16 protein-coding genes are annotated in these 15671 nt (G+C 42.1%); 7 read left to right on the top strand and 9 right to left on the bottom strand.

Annotated features, from left to right (window positions below; translation table 11 throughout):
* Positions 1-32: 32 nt before the first annotated feature.
* Positions 33-569, bottom strand: a complete 537-nt coding sequence (locus CJ483_RS18265) for a CotO family spore coat protein (protein ID WP_120036509.1) — start codon at positions 567-569, stop codon at positions 33-35.
* A 289-nt stretch (positions 570-858) separates the two neighbouring features.
* Between CJ483_RS18265 and CJ483_RS18260 the strand changes: the two genes are divergently transcribed.
* Positions 859-1638, top strand: a complete 780-nt coding sequence (locus CJ483_RS18260) for an enoyl-ACP reductase FabI (protein WP_120036508.1) — start codon at positions 859-861, stop codon at positions 1636-1638.
* A gap of 191 nt (positions 1639-1829) precedes the next feature.
* On the opposite strand, the gene CJ483_RS18255 is transcribed toward CJ483_RS18260, so the two are convergent.
* Positions 1830-3686 carry a monovalent cation:proton antiporter family protein gene (locus CJ483_RS18255; RefSeq protein ID WP_120036507.1) on the bottom strand — a complete coding sequence of 619 codons (1857 nt, stop codon included), beginning with the start codon at positions 3684-3686 and terminating at the stop codon, positions 1830-1832.
* A 122-nt stretch (positions 3687-3808) separates the two neighbouring features.
* Between CJ483_RS18255 and prpE the strand changes: the two genes are divergently transcribed.
* The gene (prpE, locus tag CJ483_RS18250) at positions 3809-4546 is read left to right on the top strand and encodes a bis(5'-nucleosyl)-tetraphosphatase PrpE (RefSeq protein ID WP_120036506.1); all 738 of its coding nucleotides are present in this window, start codon (positions 3809-3811) and stop codon (positions 4544-4546) included.
* 118 nt (positions 4547-4664) lie between these two features.
* Here the strand turns inward: prpE and CJ483_RS18245 are convergent, their stop codons facing one another.
* Genes CJ483_RS18245 through CJ483_RS18230 form a run of 4 tightly spaced genes read right to left on the bottom strand, consistent with a single transcriptional unit; the run spans position 4665 to position 7430 of the window.
* Positions 4665-5564, bottom strand: coding sequence for an RluA family pseudouridine synthase (locus CJ483_RS18245; protein ID WP_120036505.1), 900 nt, complete (start codon positions 5562-5564; stop codon positions 4665-4667).
* 4 nt (positions 5565-5568) lie between these two features.
* Positions 5569-6363: an NAD kinase gene (locus tag CJ483_RS18240; RefSeq protein ID WP_120036504.1), complete on the bottom strand. Its 795-nt coding sequence runs from the start codon at positions 6361-6363 to the stop codon at positions 5569-5571.
* A 17-nt stretch (positions 6364-6380) separates the two neighbouring features.
* Entirely contained in the window at positions 6381-7025 is a 645-nt protein-coding gene (gene yjbM / locus CJ483_RS18235) for a GTP diphosphokinase (RefSeq protein WP_120036503.1), read from the bottom strand.
* Positions 7026-7052: 27 nt separating this feature from the next.
* Complete coding sequence (locus CJ483_RS18230) at positions 7053-7430, bottom strand: UPF0738 family protein (protein ID WP_120036502.1); 378 nt, start codon at positions 7428-7430, stop codon at positions 7053-7055.
* A gap of 256 nt (positions 7431-7686) precedes the next feature.
* On the opposite strand from CJ483_RS18230, the gene CJ483_RS18225 reads away from it, so the two are divergent.
* The 5 genes from CJ483_RS18225 (at position 7687) to CJ483_RS24655 (ending at position 10837) form a co-directional block, all read left to right on the top strand.
* A complete protein-coding gene (locus CJ483_RS18225; RefSeq protein WP_120038147.1) occupies positions 7687-8280 on the top strand; it encodes a CYTH domain-containing protein in 594 nt (197 codons plus the stop codon).
* A 10-nt stretch (positions 8281-8290) separates the two neighbouring features.
* On the top strand, positions 8291-8950 hold the full coding sequence (locus tag CJ483_RS18220) for a lytic transglycosylase domain-containing protein (RefSeq protein WP_120036501.1): 660 nt from the start codon (positions 8291-8293) through the stop codon (positions 8948-8950).
* A 162-nt stretch (positions 8951-9112) separates the two neighbouring features.
* Positions 9113-9511 (top strand): globin domain-containing protein, encoded by a 399-nt coding sequence (locus CJ483_RS18215; protein WP_120036500.1) that lies wholly within the window; start codon positions 9113-9115, stop codon positions 9509-9511.
* A gap of 23 nt (positions 9512-9534) precedes the next feature.
* Complete coding sequence (locus CJ483_RS18210; RefSeq protein ID WP_120038145.1) at positions 9535-10353, top strand: ClpXP adapter SpxH family protein; 819 nt, start codon at positions 9535-9537, stop codon at positions 10351-10353.
* 322 nt (positions 10354-10675) lie between these two features.
* A complete protein-coding gene (locus CJ483_RS24655; RefSeq protein WP_182917102.1) occupies positions 10676-10837 on the top strand; it encodes a hypothetical protein in 162 nt (53 codons plus the stop codon).
* Between the two features lie 49 nt (positions 10838-10886).
* On the opposite strand, the gene pepF is transcribed toward CJ483_RS24655, so the two are convergent.
* From pepF to cls, 3 genes are all read right to left on the bottom strand, one after another.
* Complete coding sequence (pepF, locus tag CJ483_RS18205) at positions 10887-12704, bottom strand: oligoendopeptidase F (RefSeq protein WP_120036499.1); 1818 nt, start codon at positions 12702-12704, stop codon at positions 10887-10889.
* Positions 12705-12768: 64 nt separating this feature from the next.
* Positions 12769-13914 (bottom strand): competence protein CoiA, encoded by a 1146-nt coding sequence (locus CJ483_RS18200; RefSeq protein WP_120036498.1) that lies wholly within the window; start codon positions 13912-13914, stop codon positions 12769-12771.
* Between the two features lie 132 nt (positions 13915-14046).
* Complete coding sequence (gene cls / locus CJ483_RS18195; RefSeq protein WP_120036497.1) at positions 14047-15561, bottom strand: cardiolipin synthase; 1515 nt, start codon at positions 15559-15561, stop codon at positions 14047-14049.
* Positions 15562-15671: the final 110 nt, after the last annotated feature.

The raw sequence follows: 15671 nt of genomic DNA, 5'->3' as shown, positions 1-15671 counted from the left end.
AGAAGAACCTATTGATCCAGGGCGCTCATTTTTTACAACGGACCAAGTAATTGAATATGCTGCAAATCTTTTCGTTCAATGATGACCGTTTCACCCTTTAATGTCTGTACTTTCAGCTGATCTGGAGAGACTTCACGGAGTATGCCTTTATGAGAAGCCTCTCCACAATCAAATACACAGGGAAGGGAAGTAAACTGGGTCATTAAGTGTTGAAGCTTTTCATCCATCTCCATGTCATAAAATCTCTTGACTGGCCTCATGCCTCTCCAGACAGGCTGTTCCCCAATTTCTTGCTTTTCTTCCACCAATGGTTCACTTTCTACAGGAGCTGTCTCCGGCTCTTTTTTTCTCTTTTTGCTCTCTGCCATCATCGGTTTTTCCCTTTTCACAGCTTCATGAATTCGGTTCTCTGGCTCTTTGCTCTCCTGTTTATCTTCTACCTGCTTTTCTTTTATTTGCTCTGGCTGACTTCTCGTGTGATAAGTGCTTTGCATTACAGGTTCCGGAAAAACAAATTCGGGCTGATGAATATACATAAGCGGCTCGCGCTTTTCTTTATTTTTCTTCATACTTACACCTCCTGCAAGGCTTTCTTTTCATTTATATGCCTGTTCTCCTCATTTCATGAAAAAAACAAAAAACCCGCCTTGGGCGGGTTTTCAGACTGTAGACAAACTCAATGAAATTCCAGAGTTTGCTGCAGTGTTTTTTATTTGGATTGTGAATGGGGGCTGTTGATTTCCATTCCAGGGGACGATTAATGAATAATAGTAAATTCAAATATAGTTTCAGATGCTAAAACCAGGTATAATAAAAAACGTATATAAATTAACTATCAATAATTAATTGGAGGATAAAATGGAAGATTTACTTAAACTAGAAGGAAAAAACGTGGTTGTGACTGGGGTAGCCAATGAGCGAAGTATTGCTTGGGGCATTGCACAATCTCTTTATAAAGCTGGGGCAAATGTAATTTATACATACCGTTTAGACAGATCCCTGCAAAAATTGACTAAGCTATTAGAAAAAAACGGGCACCCAACAGATTTGATTTTCCAATGTGATGCAAATGATGATAAAAGTATTCACAAAGCATTTACAGAAATTGGCGAAAAAGTAGGAGTCATTCATGGAATCGTGCATTCCATTGCTTTTGCTCACGCTGAAGATTTACATGGCGAGTTTATTCATACATCAAGAGATGGCTTTGCGTTTGCACATGATACAAGTGCATATTCATTAATTGCCATTGCAAGAGAAGCGAAGCCTTTTATGACAGAAGGTGGTTCTATTGTGACCATGAGTTATTTAGGCGCACAACGTGCAGTTGAAAAATACAACCTTATGGGGATCGCAAAAGCTGCTCTTGAATCAAGCGTAAGATATTTAGCGCTCGAATTAGGAAAAGATGATATCAGAGTAAATGCTGTTTCTGCTGGAGCTATTAGAACACTAGCAGCAAAAGGCATCCCTGGATTTAACGACATACTAAGAATTATTGAAGAAAAGGCACCTTTAAAACGCAATGTTACACAAGAAGAAGTTGGCGACATGACAGTTGGGATGTTAAGCCATTTATCACGGAGTGTTACTGGACAAGTCATTTACGTTGACTCCGGTTATAATATCGTAGGTTAACCTTTTGAATCCAAAAAATTTATAATCTCCAAAAAAGCATCGGTTTGTGTTTTCTCAACCGATGCTTTTTATATGAAAAATTCAAAGAACAGGAAAACCTTTAATTGAAAAGCATCGGTTTAAAATTCGGCCAATAGCCAAAAAATAAGCGCCCAAAGCCTTTCAGGACGCTGTTACATTTCTTTTTGCATTTAACCGCCGTACTCTAATTCCACTTTCAGCTCATCTACATATTCCTTTGAGCCAGTTAAAATCAACCGATCATGCAGGCGGAGTTCGGTATCCCCATGAGGAACAATGGATTCGTTACCCCGGAATATCCGAACGAAGATCACATCGCCGGTGAATGGAAAATTCCTAAGGGTTAGACCTTCGTAATTGTCATTCATCAATTCTACTTCATATAGCGAAGTTTCTTTATTCGTCAGGATGCTAATGATGCTCGGCGACTCAATCAGAGCACGCAGAAGCGCTTTGGCAGAAAGGAAGTAAGAAAAGGTTTCGATGCCTTCTTCTATTAGCTTTTTCTCTGTTTCTTCTTTTTCCACGTGGGCAATAACACGTTCGGTTCCCTTGGACTTAGCTGCCATCGCCAGCTGTGCATTTTGCTCTAAATCACCGGTCGCAAATACCACAATATCAGCAGCGAACACACCGGTATTCTCGAGCGTATCAACCGTAAGATCATCAAGTTCCTCGACATCAAATAATGAATTGCTTAAGTTATTCTCTTCTGCGTCTGATTTTTTCCGGTAAACAACGGTATCATATAGAGCCGACTTTAATTCTTTAGAGATCGGCATTGTATACTGGTTGGCACCGACAAATACAATGTTAATCCGCTTTTCTTCTTTCATATAAGGCGGAAAGAGCTTTTTAAAGACCACTGGCGTAATTAAGCAAGTAAGCACCGCTACAAGAACGAGCAGACCACTCATTTGGGAAGTGATGACTCCGACCCGTTCAGCGATTTTGGCCGCAGCAATAACCAGTGATAAAGTAGATGTCAGCAAAAAGGCCGAAGCCATTACCGTTTTCATGTCGTACCATTTTCTTAAGTAAAGAAGCGGCAGAATCTTAGAAATAAAAAATGCAATCATTAACAGGGGAATAAGCAGCAGCATCTTCTTATCGCTTAGCAGTGACCACAGATCGAGTTCGACCCCGACCATCACAAAGAAAATCGGGATTAGAAAACCATAGCCGAACGAATCCAGCTGACGAACGAGTTCATGGTTGGGAGCGAGAAGCGAAACAAGAACTCCGGCCAGAAAAGCCCCAAGGATATTTTCCGCCCCTACATATTCTGACAAAGCAACGAGCACAATCATTAATGTAAACACTGCCCTCGTGCCGATCTGCACCGTGCTCGTAGACAACGCTTCAAAAAGAGGTTTGTTTTTGAAACGCTTGGCAATGAAATAAAGAAGGACTCCAACAGCAAACAGCACGAGCAGAAGCCACATGTTTCCCCCATCCGATCCATTTACCGACACGAATACAGCGAGCAAAATCATCGTGACGAGATCGGCAATGACGGCGACAAGCAAAATAATTTGTCCAATGACTGTTTTCATCAAATGAGCTTCTTTTAATGTCGGCACGACCACCCCAAGAGAGATTGTCGAGATAATCAATGTCATTAAGAAGGCGTCCTCAATTAAATGAAGCAGGACAAATAAGTAAGAGAGGCCGAAGGATAGCACTAAGATGCCGGTAAAAATCATTAAAGCAGCAGCAAAGGCATTAGGCTCTTCTTTCCCTGGCAGCATTCTCGATGTTTCTTTTTTCTTGTTGGAAAATGCCGAAAAATCAATTTCGAGCCCGCTCAAAAACATCAAAAAGAGGAATCCAAGCGTGGAAAGTGTTTCCAGCCAGACATCTTGATCAACTATATTAAAACCGCTTTGTCCAATGATCAAGCCAACAATAATTTCCGCGATAACAACTGGGATAAAGTTCAACTTCAACCGGTGCAAAATAATAGGGGTTAAAAAAGCGGCAACAATAACAATAACTAATGAAATCAATGAACCATGCTCTTCCATGCAATCCCCTCCTTTTCCATAAAATTGTTGTGCCTTTCACTACTATAGCAAAAGGAGTGTAAATGTTCTTTTATTATAACTTGCAGTATGATAAAGATAACCATAAAAGGAGTGCCTCTCATATGAAGATTGATATTATTGGAGATATTCACGGCTGCTTTACAGAATTGAAAGAGTTAACGAATAAATTAGGTTATTCATGGGAAAGCGGACTCCCTGTTCATCCCCACAACCGTGTGCTTGGTTTTGTCGGCGATTTAACTGACCGCGGTCCAGACTCTGTCCGTGTAATTGAAACGGTCTACGGCTTATGGGAAAAAAAGCTTGCGTACTATTCCCCCGGCAACCATTGCAATAAGCTATACCGAATGCTGATCGGCAATAAAGTAAAGATTAATAACGGATTGGAAACAACAGTCGACGAGTTAAATGCGTTGGATAACCGTCATTACAAGCGGGTAAAAAAGCAATTCATCACCCTGTATGAGCAGTCCCCTCTTTATCAAATTCTTGATGACAGCAACTTAATTATCGCCCATGCAGGCATTCGTGAAAAGGACATTGGCAAATACACTTCTAAAGTAAAAACATTTGTCCTATATGGTGATATCACTGGCGCTGCCGACATTGATGGCTTTCCGATCCGGCGCGATTGGGCCAAGCATTATCACGGCGAGCCGTGGATCGTCTATGGACATACTCCAACACGAGACGTACGCATCGTCAACCGCACGGCCAATATTGATACAGGTGCCGTTTTTGGCGGATCATTGACCGCCTTTCGTTATCCTGAAAAACAAACGGTCTCTGTGCCGTCCTCTATGCCATTTATTGCCGAGAAATTCCGCCCAATTGAATAAACACAAAGTGGTCCGCCAACAACCTTCCTAGGGGGACCACTTATCGTCACCTCTGCTCTTGTTAGGACAGAGGTATTTTATTAATTAGTTATCTTACTTATCACTCTGGTCAAGCGGTTCAAGATGGTCTCGCTTGATCGATTACTGCTTGCATATCCTTCGGTAGAGAGCGTTCAAAGTGCAATAGCTGCTTTGTAATCGGATGCGAAAAAGACAACTTGCCACAGTGAAGGGCCTGCCGGTTCATTTCTTTTAGAGAGCCTCCATACAATTCATCACCGAGCAATGGATGGCCAATATAAGCCATATGAACACGAATTTGGTGAGTCCGGCCTGTTTGCAGCTGAAGCGCCACCCGTGTAAAATCTGAAAATGACTCCAGCACATTAAAATACGTGCATGCGTATTGTCCGTCTTCTCTTACTTCTCGCTCAATAATACTTGTTTCCTTGCGCCCGATCGGCTTCTCGATGATGCCGCTTTGCGATAGCAATCTTCCTTCAGCTAATGCCTCATAGGCTCGGGAAATTTGATTATTTTTCTGCATTTTGGAACATAGGTGATGAACGTGCCGATGCTTCGCAATTAGCACGAGACCCGATGTATCACGGTCAAGTCTCGTAACGATATGTATAGTTGCATCGATTCTTTGTTCCTCATAATAACCAAGCAGTCCATTGGCGAGACTGCCTGACGGATGCTCCCGGGAGGGGATGGTGGTCATCCCTGCCGGCTTTTCTACAACGAGTAAATAATCGTCTTCATATATAATAGAAAGCGGGAACCGCTCTTTCAATATGCCCTCACTCGGTGTTTCTCTCGGAAAAAGAACCTCTACTTCATCTCCTGCCTTTAATAAAAAGCGGACATTCTCCTCTTGACCATTCACTGCAATACGGCCGCCGCCGAATTTAATATCTGTCAGCGCCCGCTTAGAAATTTGCTGCTCAGCTAAAAAATCCCTTAACAGCTTTTGGTTATCTCGTTCTTCCGCCATCCATTTCAGCTGAAATCTCATTGTTTCAACTACTCACGAAAGAATCGTGCACTCTTTTCCAAAATGGGAAAGGACGGAAGCGGGCAAAACGAATTTTCTCATTAGCCACCCGGTACTGGATCGACTTTACATCTTTATGAAGCAAGGTTAAGTGATCAATCGTAACGAGAAAGTCAGACCGGTTAACCGGCTTCAGCATACACGTATGATGAGCGGGCAAAATTAACGGCGATCCTACTGTCCGGAACACACGGTTGTTAATGGAGGCCATTTCAGCAAGCTGCAGCGCACGAATAGATGGATGCAAAATGGCGCCCCCCAAAGCTTTATTATAGGCTGTACTTCCCGATGGAGTAGAGATACACAACCCATCGCCCCGAAAGCGTTCGAATTGATCTCCGCGAATTTCGACATCCATGACAAGCGTGCCATCCACAGCCTTGACGGTAGACTCATTTAATGCCAAATACCGCGTTTCTTTTCCACCGTGCTGGTAACGGATAATGGCCTCTAGAAGCGGATATTCGATAATTTGATACGGTGTGCGGGCAATAGCGATGACGAGCTTTTCAATTTCATCCGGCACCCAATCGGCGTAAAAGCCAAGATGCCCGGTATGAACGCCGACAAAGGCAGTTTTATCCAGACGCTCAATGTAACGATGGAAAGCGTATAAAAGCGTCCCATCTCCACCGACAGAAATGACAATATCTGGCCTGTTCTCATCATAGGTTAACTTAAAGTCGAGCAAATAGGCCCGAATCTTATGCATTAACGCATTAGATTTGGCATCTCCCTTGGATGTTACTGCAAACTTCATGTAAAACCACCTTCTTCCTATTCTTTCGTTCTGTGGTCCTTCACCTGCTCTTTTTTCTTCGTAAAAAATGCTTGAGCTTCTTTAATCTCCTCACGAATAAGCGACATTTCCTCGTCCAGTCGGAAAGCAGCCTCTGCCGCTCTCTCCAGCCTCATTAAAATTTCTTCTGGAAATTGTCCATCATATTTATAATTTAATGAATGCTCAATAGTTGCCCAGAAATTCATTGCCAGCGTCCGGATTTGAATTTCGGCCAGGATTTTCTTTTCGCCGTGGATGGTTTGCACCGGATACTCGATGACCATATGGTAAGAACGATAGCCGCTCGGCTTTTTATGGGAAATATAGTCCTTCTCTTCGATGATCTTAAAGTCTTTGCGCATGCGCAGTTTCTTGACGACTTTAATAATATCATCAACAAACTGGCACATCATACGGACGCCAGCAATGTCCTGCATCTCCGTTTCAAGCCGGTCCAAAGAAATGTTTTTATCTTTCGCTTTGTCAAGAATGCTGGCAATCGGTTTCACGCGTCCTGTAACAAATTCAATCGGTGAATGCTCATCCCCATATTCAAACTGTTTTCGCATTCCTTTCAGCTTCACTTTTAACTCATCCACCGCTTGTTTATAAGGTATTAAAAACTCATCCCAATTTATCATTTTTCTTCCCTCTCAGACATAGCTGCATTATTGATGATGTAAAAAGACAGCCTCTACCTTCTTCACCATTTCTTCTCCATAATTGCTGTTGCCTTCGATATTGTTAATTAAATAAATAAGCTCTTCTTTCCAGCCAGTCAGTTCGAGAGTGGTGTCTTCGCCTGCTGCAAAGAGACAGGCTTCTTCTTTTAACGCTTTCTCCAAATCTCCCCATGCTGTTTCATGTATGTATAAATAAATAAATTCATCCTTTTCTTCTGCTAAATAAACAAAAGCCATTTGATCGGAATCGACGATCATTTGCCCTGCTGCTTTAATACCCTCCATCTTTACAGGTGAGTCTGCATGCAGTTCAATCCCATTGCCATTCCATTGTGCTTTCGTGAAATGAATTGTTTTTCTCATTCTCTCTTTCCCCTCTCCATGCCTGCTATGTTAAACTTTAAAAGCGGAAGCGCCTGATCTGCCGCAATAGGCCACTGATCTAAAAAGCAAAAGGCGGGTAAACACCATTCTGCTACGCAGGTGGAACAGCCTCATTGCCTTGCGGTACCTGCAGACAGGCTTTAATAAAAACTCATTTCATATTTTAACACATCTGTCCATTTCAAATACAGAACTATGGATATACGAAACTAAATTAGGGAAAGAGGAAAAAAGCATGAGTCAGGAATTAGAAATCGAGTTTAAGAACATGGTAAGTGAAACAACTTTTAAGCGTCTAATGGATGCCTTTCAACTGCAGCCGGCAGATTTTCACATCCAACACAATCATTACTTTGATACAGAAGACTTTCTTTTAAAACAGGCGGGTTGTGCTCTGCGTATCCGTGAGAAAAATGAGGCCTTTGAGTTAACTTTGAAGGAGCCGGCAACGGATGGCCTTCTCGAAACCAATGAAACACTTTCCCGTTCAGAGGCAGAGATGCTTTTAGCAGGCGGGGCTTTTCCTGATGGAGCAGTAAAAAGAGCCCTTCAATACTTAATAACCGATTTAACTAAGTTAAAACCTTTTGGGACATTATCTACAAAAAGGGCAGAAGTGGTGTATGAAAGCGGACTGCTCGTTTTTGATCATAGCTTTTATTTAGGATGCGAGGATTATGAAATTGAATACGAGGCAGCAGAGAGACAAAGCGGAGAAGAAACCTTTAATAATTTCTTAAAAAATTATCAAATTCCTTTAAAGCAAGCCGATAATAAAGTAAGAAGATTTTATAAAGAAAAGTTACGCCAGACAGCTGGTGATCAATAAGGAGCGAACGATGAGCAGCAACCCATTCCAAACTATGTTTGCCACAGGCATTATGCAAAGTATGTCTACGTACCCGAACACCACGACCTCTGTCACAACAGCTCCGAGCCAAATATTTGGTGCTGTTCTGCAACAGGCTTTAATGCAGGGGCTTGAACTTGTCGGTGGAGGATCTGTCGCGGATTCTTTGGAAAACACAGATACCGACACTTCCTCCCCTTCAGCTTTGCCGTCCGCGCTGCTTCCAACAAAACCAGGAGCGGACTTGTTAAAGAACATCAACACAACAGTAAAGACGGATTTTGATGATATTATTACCCGAGCTGCCGAAAAATACAACATACCGAAAAAGCTTATCCAGGCAGTTATTCGCCAGGAATCGAATTTTAATCCGAATGCGAGAAGCTACGTTGGTGCAGCTGGCTTGATGCAATTAATGCCGGCGACTGCGCGTGGACTCGGTGTGAAGAACGTTTATGACCCTGAACAAAATATATTCGGCGGCACAAAATATCTCCGGCAAATGCTTGACCAATTTAACGGAAACATTAAGCTGGCACTTGCTGCCTATAATGCCGGAGCAGGCAATGTCAAGAAGTACGGCGGCATACCGCCATTCAAAGAAACACAAAATTATGTTCAAAAAATTACTTCCCATTATTATGCCTAATGCCCGTATGTTAAACAGACCGTTGAATGGTCTGTTTTCTTTTATACCGGGACCATATTCCTGCACAAGCTTGTAAAAAATAGGCATAAGCACTTTGTTTGTGTTATAACAGTCCCCTTGATAAAATAAATTTAGACTACAAGGAAAAAAGGAGTTATTGGTATGGGCGAAAAATCAATAGCACCATTTGAATACATCGGTGAAAAGAAGCTTTCAGAACTAGTTGACACGTTTTACTTAAAGGTTAGTCAGCATCCTGATTTATTCCCAATTTTCCCTGACGACTTAACTGAAACAGCCCGCAAGCAAAAGCAATTTCTTACTCAATATTTGGGCGGGCCTCCTTTATATACCGAAGAACATGGCCACCCGATGCTTCGAGCTCGTCATATGCCTTTTCCGATCACTCCGAAACGTGCCCGCGCCTGGCTTTCCTGCATGCAGGAAGCGATGGACGAAGTGGAGCTTCACGGTGATTTACGGGACTTCCTTTATCATCGGCTTGAGTTAACGGCAAATCATATGGTTAATCAGCCGGAAGGACCGGGTGAAAACTATTGAAACCATCATTACTGCTTAACCGGATGTGTTCCACTCAGCAAAAGCCGCTGGAGATCTATTTATTTGTTGATCCGCTCTGTGCGGAATGCTGGGCACTTGAGCCATTTATCCGAAAATTATATATCGAATATGGTCGTTATTTCCGTTTGAAGCAAGTACTAACCGGGAATCTTGCAGCGCTGAATCTCCCGGAGTCTAAGGTTCGCAATTGGGAAGCAACTGCTGCTAGAACTGGCATGTCATGTGATGGTGCTCTATGGATGGATCAGTCTATGTCCTCCCCTTTTCTTGCTTCTGTTGCTATTAAAGCTGCAGAACTGCAAGGTCGCAGAGCAGGAAGCCGCTTTTTAAGAAAGCTGCAGGAAGTACTATTTATTGAAAAACAAAATGTTTCTGATCTGGCGGTCCTAACCGATTGTGCAGAGGAAGCTGGACTGGACAAGGCAGAATTCTTGAACGACGTTCACTCTTCCAGTGCAGCCAAAGCCTTTCAATGCGATTTAAAGATCGCTGCCGAGATGGAAGTAACAGAAACACCAACGCTTGTTTTCTTCAATGAAAACATTGAAGAAGAAGGCATCAAGATTACCGGACTCTATTCTTATGATATTTATGTGCAGATTATTGAAGAAATGCTTGATGAAATACCAGAACCGCAAGAGCCACCTTCTCTTGAAGATTTTCTAAAACAATTTCGGTTCACAGCTTCAAAGGAAATTAGTACGGTGTACAATTGGACAGAACGAGAAGTTGAAAAAGAGATGAAAAAGCTTCTTCTTCAACGAAAGGTCCGTAAAGTACCAGTAAAGTTTGGCTCGATATGGGAATTTATTGATGAATGATGGTGCTGGAAGATCGTTCCAGCATTTTTTCGATAAACAGCCTCGTCTCAAAGGCTGTTTTTTTATTTGAAATAAAACAGCAAAAAAGAAAAGGCCTTGTATAATTACAAGGCCTTTTCTCACGAACAAAGGGGATGGGAGAAATTTTTCACGGTCAAACAAAGGGGTATATGTTTGTATGTGATCAACTTCACGTTTTTCATCTTATCATGCATAACCCCTTAAAAACAAGTGTTTGTGCTTAATTTCACACATTTGTCATAACAATGGAATAGAAAGCGTAAACTAACATATAATGGTACTTGCTGCAGGAGGTCTTTCTATGAAATGGGTTGCCTTTTGGTTTTATGTTTCACTTATAGCCGCTGCCTTTTTCTTTAATTTACTCGGTCTGCTGAACTTATACCCATTGTATGTAACAGCACCAGCTTTATTCTTTGTTTTATTTATTCCCGTATACGTTATGAATCGCCAAAAAAGATGAACACGAAAAAGAAAGAGAGTACCCGGACGTCCGGACACTCTCTTTCTTTTTATGACAGCAATTGCTCCATTTCATTTAATTTCTCTTCAAACACTTTGCAAGCTTCTTCAATTGGTTGAGCAGTGGTCATATCGACTCCTGCTTTCTTTAATACTTCGATTGGATAATCAGAGCTGCCTGCTTTTAAGAACTCGTTAATATAACGGTCTACCGCCGGCTGGCCTTCCTCTAAAATTTGTTTGCTGAGCGCTGTCGCTGCACTAAAGCCCGTTGCATACTGATACACATAGTAATTGTAATAAAAATGTGGAATGCGCGCCCACTCAAGGCCGATCTCTTCATCAATAACCATGCCGCTGCCAAAATATTTTTTATTTAGCTCATAGTATTCCTTCGTTAAAGAATCCGCTGTCAGCGCTTCTCCGTTTTGAGCCTTCATGTGAATCAGGTGCTCGAATTCAGCAAACATGGTTTGACGGAAAACGGTACCGCGGAACCCTTCAAGATAATGATTCAAAATATAAAGCCGTTTCTTCTCATCATCTAGATTTTTAAGCATATAGTCATTCAGCAGTGCTTCATTGCACGTAGAAGCCACTTCTGCCACAAAGATGGAGTAGTTGCCATATACGTAAGGCTGGGATTCTCTCGTAAAATAACTGTGCATGCTGTGGCCAAATTCATGAACTAATGTAAATAGATTGTTCACATTGTCCTGCCAATTCATCAAAATATACGGATTGGTTCCGTACGCACCAGAAGAATACGCCCCGCTGCGCTTCCCTTTATTTTCAACCACATCGACCCAGCGGTTCTCTAGGCCACTCTTCAAGATCCGGCTGTATTCTTCTCCCATTGGAGCCAATCCATTGATCATATACTCTTTCGCTTCATCATAAGTCACTTTCATCTTTACATCTTTTACGAGCGGAGTATATAAATCGTACATATGAAGCTCGTCAACACCAAGCACTTTTTTTCGGAGTTCCACGTAACGGTGGAGCAAATGCAAATTGTCATTTACTGTGTTAACAAGGTTATCATACACCGCTTCCGGAATATTATTGCCTGCCAATGCGGCTTCTCGCGCATTGTTATAATGCCGCACACGCGCATAAAAATTATCCTTTTTCACTTGGCTGCTAAGCGTGCTTGCAAACGTATTTTTGAAGTTCCCATATGTTTTATAGACCGCTTTAAATGCTTCTTCTCTTACACGGCGGTCACTGGATTCCAGAAATTGAATATAACGGCCATGCGTAATTTGGACGTCATCCCCTTCTTCATCCTTAATGACCGGAAATTCAAGATCGGCGTTATTCAGCATGCCAAAAGTATTGCTGGCAGCAGCTGTGACTTCTGATACTTGAGCTAATAAATTCTCCTCCGCCGCCGATAATACGTGCGGACGCTGTAAATTGATTTCTTCAATCGCCTGTTTGTACACCTTTAACCCTTCATAGCTACCTATGAATTGCTTTAACTTTTCTTCATCAATCGCTAAGATTTCAGGCGTTGCATATGAAAGAGCACTTCCAATTTGGGTGTATAAATTTTTCGCGCGATCGTCCATTCCCTGATAGTGAGAATTTGTTGTATCTTGATCATAGCGCATATGAGAGTATGTATACAGTTTGCCCATGCGCTCTAATAACTCATCTTGATAAGTGAAAAAACGATAAAGATTTTCTGCACTTTCTCCGAGTGTTCCCCGATAGGTTTGTGCTTGTTCTGACAGTTTCTTAACCTGCTCAAATTCCTGCTCCCATTGCTGGTCATCTTCAAAGATATCTTCGAGCCGCCATGTTAGCTCTTCCTGTACACTATCCCTTGCCGGAAGCTGCTTTACTGCTTGTTCGTTCGTCATCTTTAACCCCTCCAGTTTCCATAATTTCTCTTCCTCTTAATCATATTATTGTATGCCGAAAAACTCAAAAAATAAGCCGGGGGATGATAAACTCTTCAAAATCATTTATAAAAATTTTTTCTCTCTCTGTCCGTTCAAATACTGTGCGATTCACTCGTTTATTCTCCGTTCCCACCGCTTGCCAAAGGGATAAATACTCCGTCATAAGACAGAGAATTCCCGGTGATGGACACAATGGAAAAGTATTCATCTGCAGCTCTCCCCGCTCTATCCTCTTCTCAATCACCGCTACCGCTTCTTCTGCTACTGCGTTCTTTTTAGAGACCAACAAATCGTTCCATAAATAAAATTGCCATTCAATCGGATGATTTTTAATAAGTGCCATAAATCGAACCGGCATTCCTATACAAAGGGGCAACAAGGACGGGTGATGACTTGTTTTATATACTGCGCTGAAAAATGAATCATATAACCCTTGTTTAAAATATAGTTGTTTTTGCAGCCAGCAATCTCTTTGGCGAAACCAGTCGGACAGGGAAAAAACAGCACGTGTGTGAGCTTTAATAAATGTTGGGGGATAGGATAAAGAATAGAGCGGTATTATTTGGACAGAAGCTGAATAAAGAGACGGGGACATTGGAGTAAGTTGAGAATAGAGAATGAAGTGCTGGCGATCTGGACAGTAGGCCAGAAACCAAAAGCCAAAATGCGGAGAATACCGAAAAAAGAGGCGATGAAAGGCGGAGATTTGATAAAGTCGATTCTGTCTCTTAACCGGCGGGCCTCCATATATCCAGAACGGAACAATGTCATTTTCTTCATATCCCTTTGTTCTTTTGGCAAACAGAGTAGCCGAAAGAGGAGAACATTGATATTCGATCGCTACTTTTCCTTCTACGAGTAAATCAGGGCGCTGGGCCATTTCTGGCAAATAGGCCTCCAGCTCTGTTTTATGAGTGCGACTGATCCATTTGTATAAATCAGCTTTCCCCTTCAAATGGCGGTCGGATTCTCCTTCAGAAAACGACGCGCATGCACGCAATGACTGATGAGCAAAATGGGGCATCTTTATAGCCCCTGCCTTCAAAACCACTGGCTGTCGGCAAGAGGGACAAAAGTAAGAAGAATCGCGGATTTTCCGAATCACTGATTCTTCAAGGCGGCTTTCCAGGCTGATCACCTGACCGAATTGATTAATAGCCACTAGCATAAATTGACACTCCTTTCCTCCTTACCTTTATTCGCCCTCTTTCTTCCCGTTCCTTCCGAAAATGGAAGGAAGTTATATTTCCCTGCCTCTTCTTCCCCATTCACAAAAAGAGCAAAGCCTTAGGCTTTGCTCTTACAATAATGGCGATAGGAGCCTCGATGTTGATTCAATGAGACGATAACCAAGGTGACGCCCATTAAAGTCATCCAAGTTGATTTCATCAGAGGCATGAATATCGTTGATGTATTCCCTCACGAGTGATTCGATGCTGTGAGTGTGGTACAGGAAAGCATTCACCTCAAAGTTCAAATGGAAACTCCTCATGTCCATATTTGATGTACCGATGGAAGCTATCTCGCCATCCACGATAATAAATTTACTATGCATGAACCCTTCCCTATATTCGAAAATGCGCGCCCCGGCTTCAAGCAATTCCGGGAAATAGGAACGAGAGGCATGAAAGACGATCCGCTTGTCAGGGTGCTTTGGCACTAATAAGCGGACATCTATCCCGCTTAAAGCAGCAATTTTTAATGCTGAAAAAATATCTTCATCCGGGATGAAATAAGGGCTAGCAATCCAAACAAACTCCTGTGCCGATGTAATCATGGAAAAGAAAACATTTTTAATGACGCTCCACTCATTATCTGGGCCTCCAGCGATCATTTGGACTCCCCCTGTTCTCCGTACCTTTTTCTCCGGTTCAGGTGTTAAATATCCTGGTGTAATGAAGCTGTCATTCGTCATGTAATACCAGTCCTGAAGGAAAATTAACTGCAGCGAACGGACCGCTTCTCCACGTACGTATAAATGGGTATCGCGCCAAAATCCAAACTGGGGATCTTTCCCTAAATATTCATCACCGATATTTAAACCACCGACAAATCCCACTTTGCCATCAATAACAATGATCTTACGATGATTGCGGAAGTTGAACTTGCTGTTTAGAAGCGGCATTTTTACTGGACCAAAGGCCACCATTTCAATGCCAGCTTCCCGCAATTCCTCAATATAGGCTTTCGACAGCCTCCAGGAACCCACCGCATCGTATAAAAAGCGGACCTTTACACCATCTTTAGCTTTAGCAATCAGCGCATCCTTAATTTCGTTGCCAATGCCGTCTGCGCGTACGATATAGTACTCCATGTGAATATGATGACGGGCTTTTTTCAATTCTCTCAGAATGGAATCATATGTTTCCTCGCCATTTGTTAATAATTCGGTTTCAGTGTGAAAAGAGATCTCCATATTGCCGAGCCTTTCCGCCAAGGCATACACTTTATGCTCTCCATACTTCTGGAAATGCTGCCTTAAATCTTCTGGTGTATGGGTAAAGTTGTATTGTTGATATGTTTCTTTATCCAGAATATATTTTTTCTTAAACATCCGTTCTTTCCGGTAGCTTCTGCCAAATAATAAGTAAAAAATAAATCCAAAAAGCGGAAAAGCACCTAACACGACAAGCCATGTAACTGTTTGCGTCGGGTGCCTGTTTTCAAAAAAGATTAAAAAGCTAATGACAATTACAGAAAGTGTTAACGCCACGCTCGTATATTTCAATAGCCCGTTCATATAGTGATCCGCCCACAATATATAGAGCACAATCACAGCTAACACAAAACCGGCTACTTTTATCGTATGTTTCATTCGTTTTCTCCTGCCCCTTCTACTCCTGTTGCTCATTTCCTGCTATTATACCCTTTTTTCCCAAAGAAACGCCCGCTCTTCTTTTTATTTATTCATAAAAAAGCGCTGAT

Source organism: Bacillus sp. PK3_68 (assembly GCF_003600835.1).
In the GTDB taxonomy this organism is placed as follows: domain Bacteria; phylum Bacillota; class Bacilli; order Bacillales; family Domibacillaceae; genus Pseudobacillus.
The sequence above is the reverse complement of the archived record's forward strand: the minus strand, read 5'-3'. Positions and strand labels throughout refer to the sequence as shown.

Excerpts from the sequence above, each read along its gene's own strand:
- CJ483_RS18265 (WP_120036509.1), bottom strand. The coding sequence starts at position 569 with ATGAAGAAAAATAAAGAAAAGCGCGAGCCGCTTATGTATATTCATCAG.
- CJ483_RS18260 (WP_120036508.1), top strand. The coding sequence starts at position 859 with ATGGAAGATTTACTTAAACTAGAAGGAAAAAACGTGGTTGTGACTGGG.
- CJ483_RS18255 (WP_120036507.1), bottom strand. The coding sequence starts at position 3,686 with ATGGAAGAGCATGGTTCATTGATTTCATTAGTTATTGTTATTGTTGCC.
- prpE (WP_120036506.1), top strand. The coding sequence starts at position 3,809 with ATGAAGATTGATATTATTGGAGATATTCACGGCTGCTTTACAGAATTG.
- CJ483_RS18245 (WP_120036505.1), bottom strand. The coding sequence starts at position 5,564 with ATGAGATTTCAGCTGAAATGGATGGCGGAAGAACGAGATAACCAAAAG.
- CJ483_RS18240 (WP_120036504.1), bottom strand. The coding sequence starts at position 6,363 with ATGAAGTTTGCAGTAACATCCAAGGGAGATGCCAAATCTAATGCGTTA.
- yjbM (WP_120036503.1), bottom strand. The coding sequence starts at position 7,025 with ATGATAAATTGGGATGAGTTTTTAATACCTTATAAACAAGCGGTGGAT.
- CJ483_RS18230 (WP_120036502.1), bottom strand. The coding sequence starts at position 7,430 with ATGAGAAAAACAATTCATTTCACGAAAGCACAATGGAATGGCAATGGG.
- CJ483_RS18225 (WP_120038147.1), top strand. The coding sequence starts at position 7,687 with ATGAGTCAGGAATTAGAAATCGAGTTTAAGAACATGGTAAGTGAAACA.
- CJ483_RS18220 (WP_120036501.1), top strand. The coding sequence starts at position 8,291 with ATGAGCAGCAACCCATTCCAAACTATGTTTGCCACAGGCATTATGCAA.
- CJ483_RS18215 (WP_120036500.1), top strand. The coding sequence starts at position 9,113 with ATGGGCGAAAAATCAATAGCACCATTTGAATACATCGGTGAAAAGAAG.
- CJ483_RS18210 (WP_120038145.1), top strand. The coding sequence starts at position 9,535 with ATGTGTTCCACTCAGCAAAAGCCGCTGGAGATCTATTTATTTGTTGAT.
- CJ483_RS24655 (WP_182917102.1), top strand. The coding sequence starts at position 10,676 with ATGAAATGGGTTGCCTTTTGGTTTTATGTTTCACTTATAGCCGCTGCC.
- pepF (WP_120036499.1), bottom strand. The coding sequence starts at position 12,704 with ATGACGAACGAACAAGCAGTAAAGCAGCTTCCGGCAAGGGATAGTGTA.
- CJ483_RS18200 (WP_120036498.1), bottom strand. The coding sequence starts at position 13,914 with ATGCTAGTGGCTATTAATCAATTCGGTCAGGTGATCAGCCTGGAAAGC.
- cls (WP_120036497.1), bottom strand. The coding sequence starts at position 15,561 with ATGAAACATACGATAAAAGTAGCCGGTTTTGTGTTAGCTGTGATTGTG.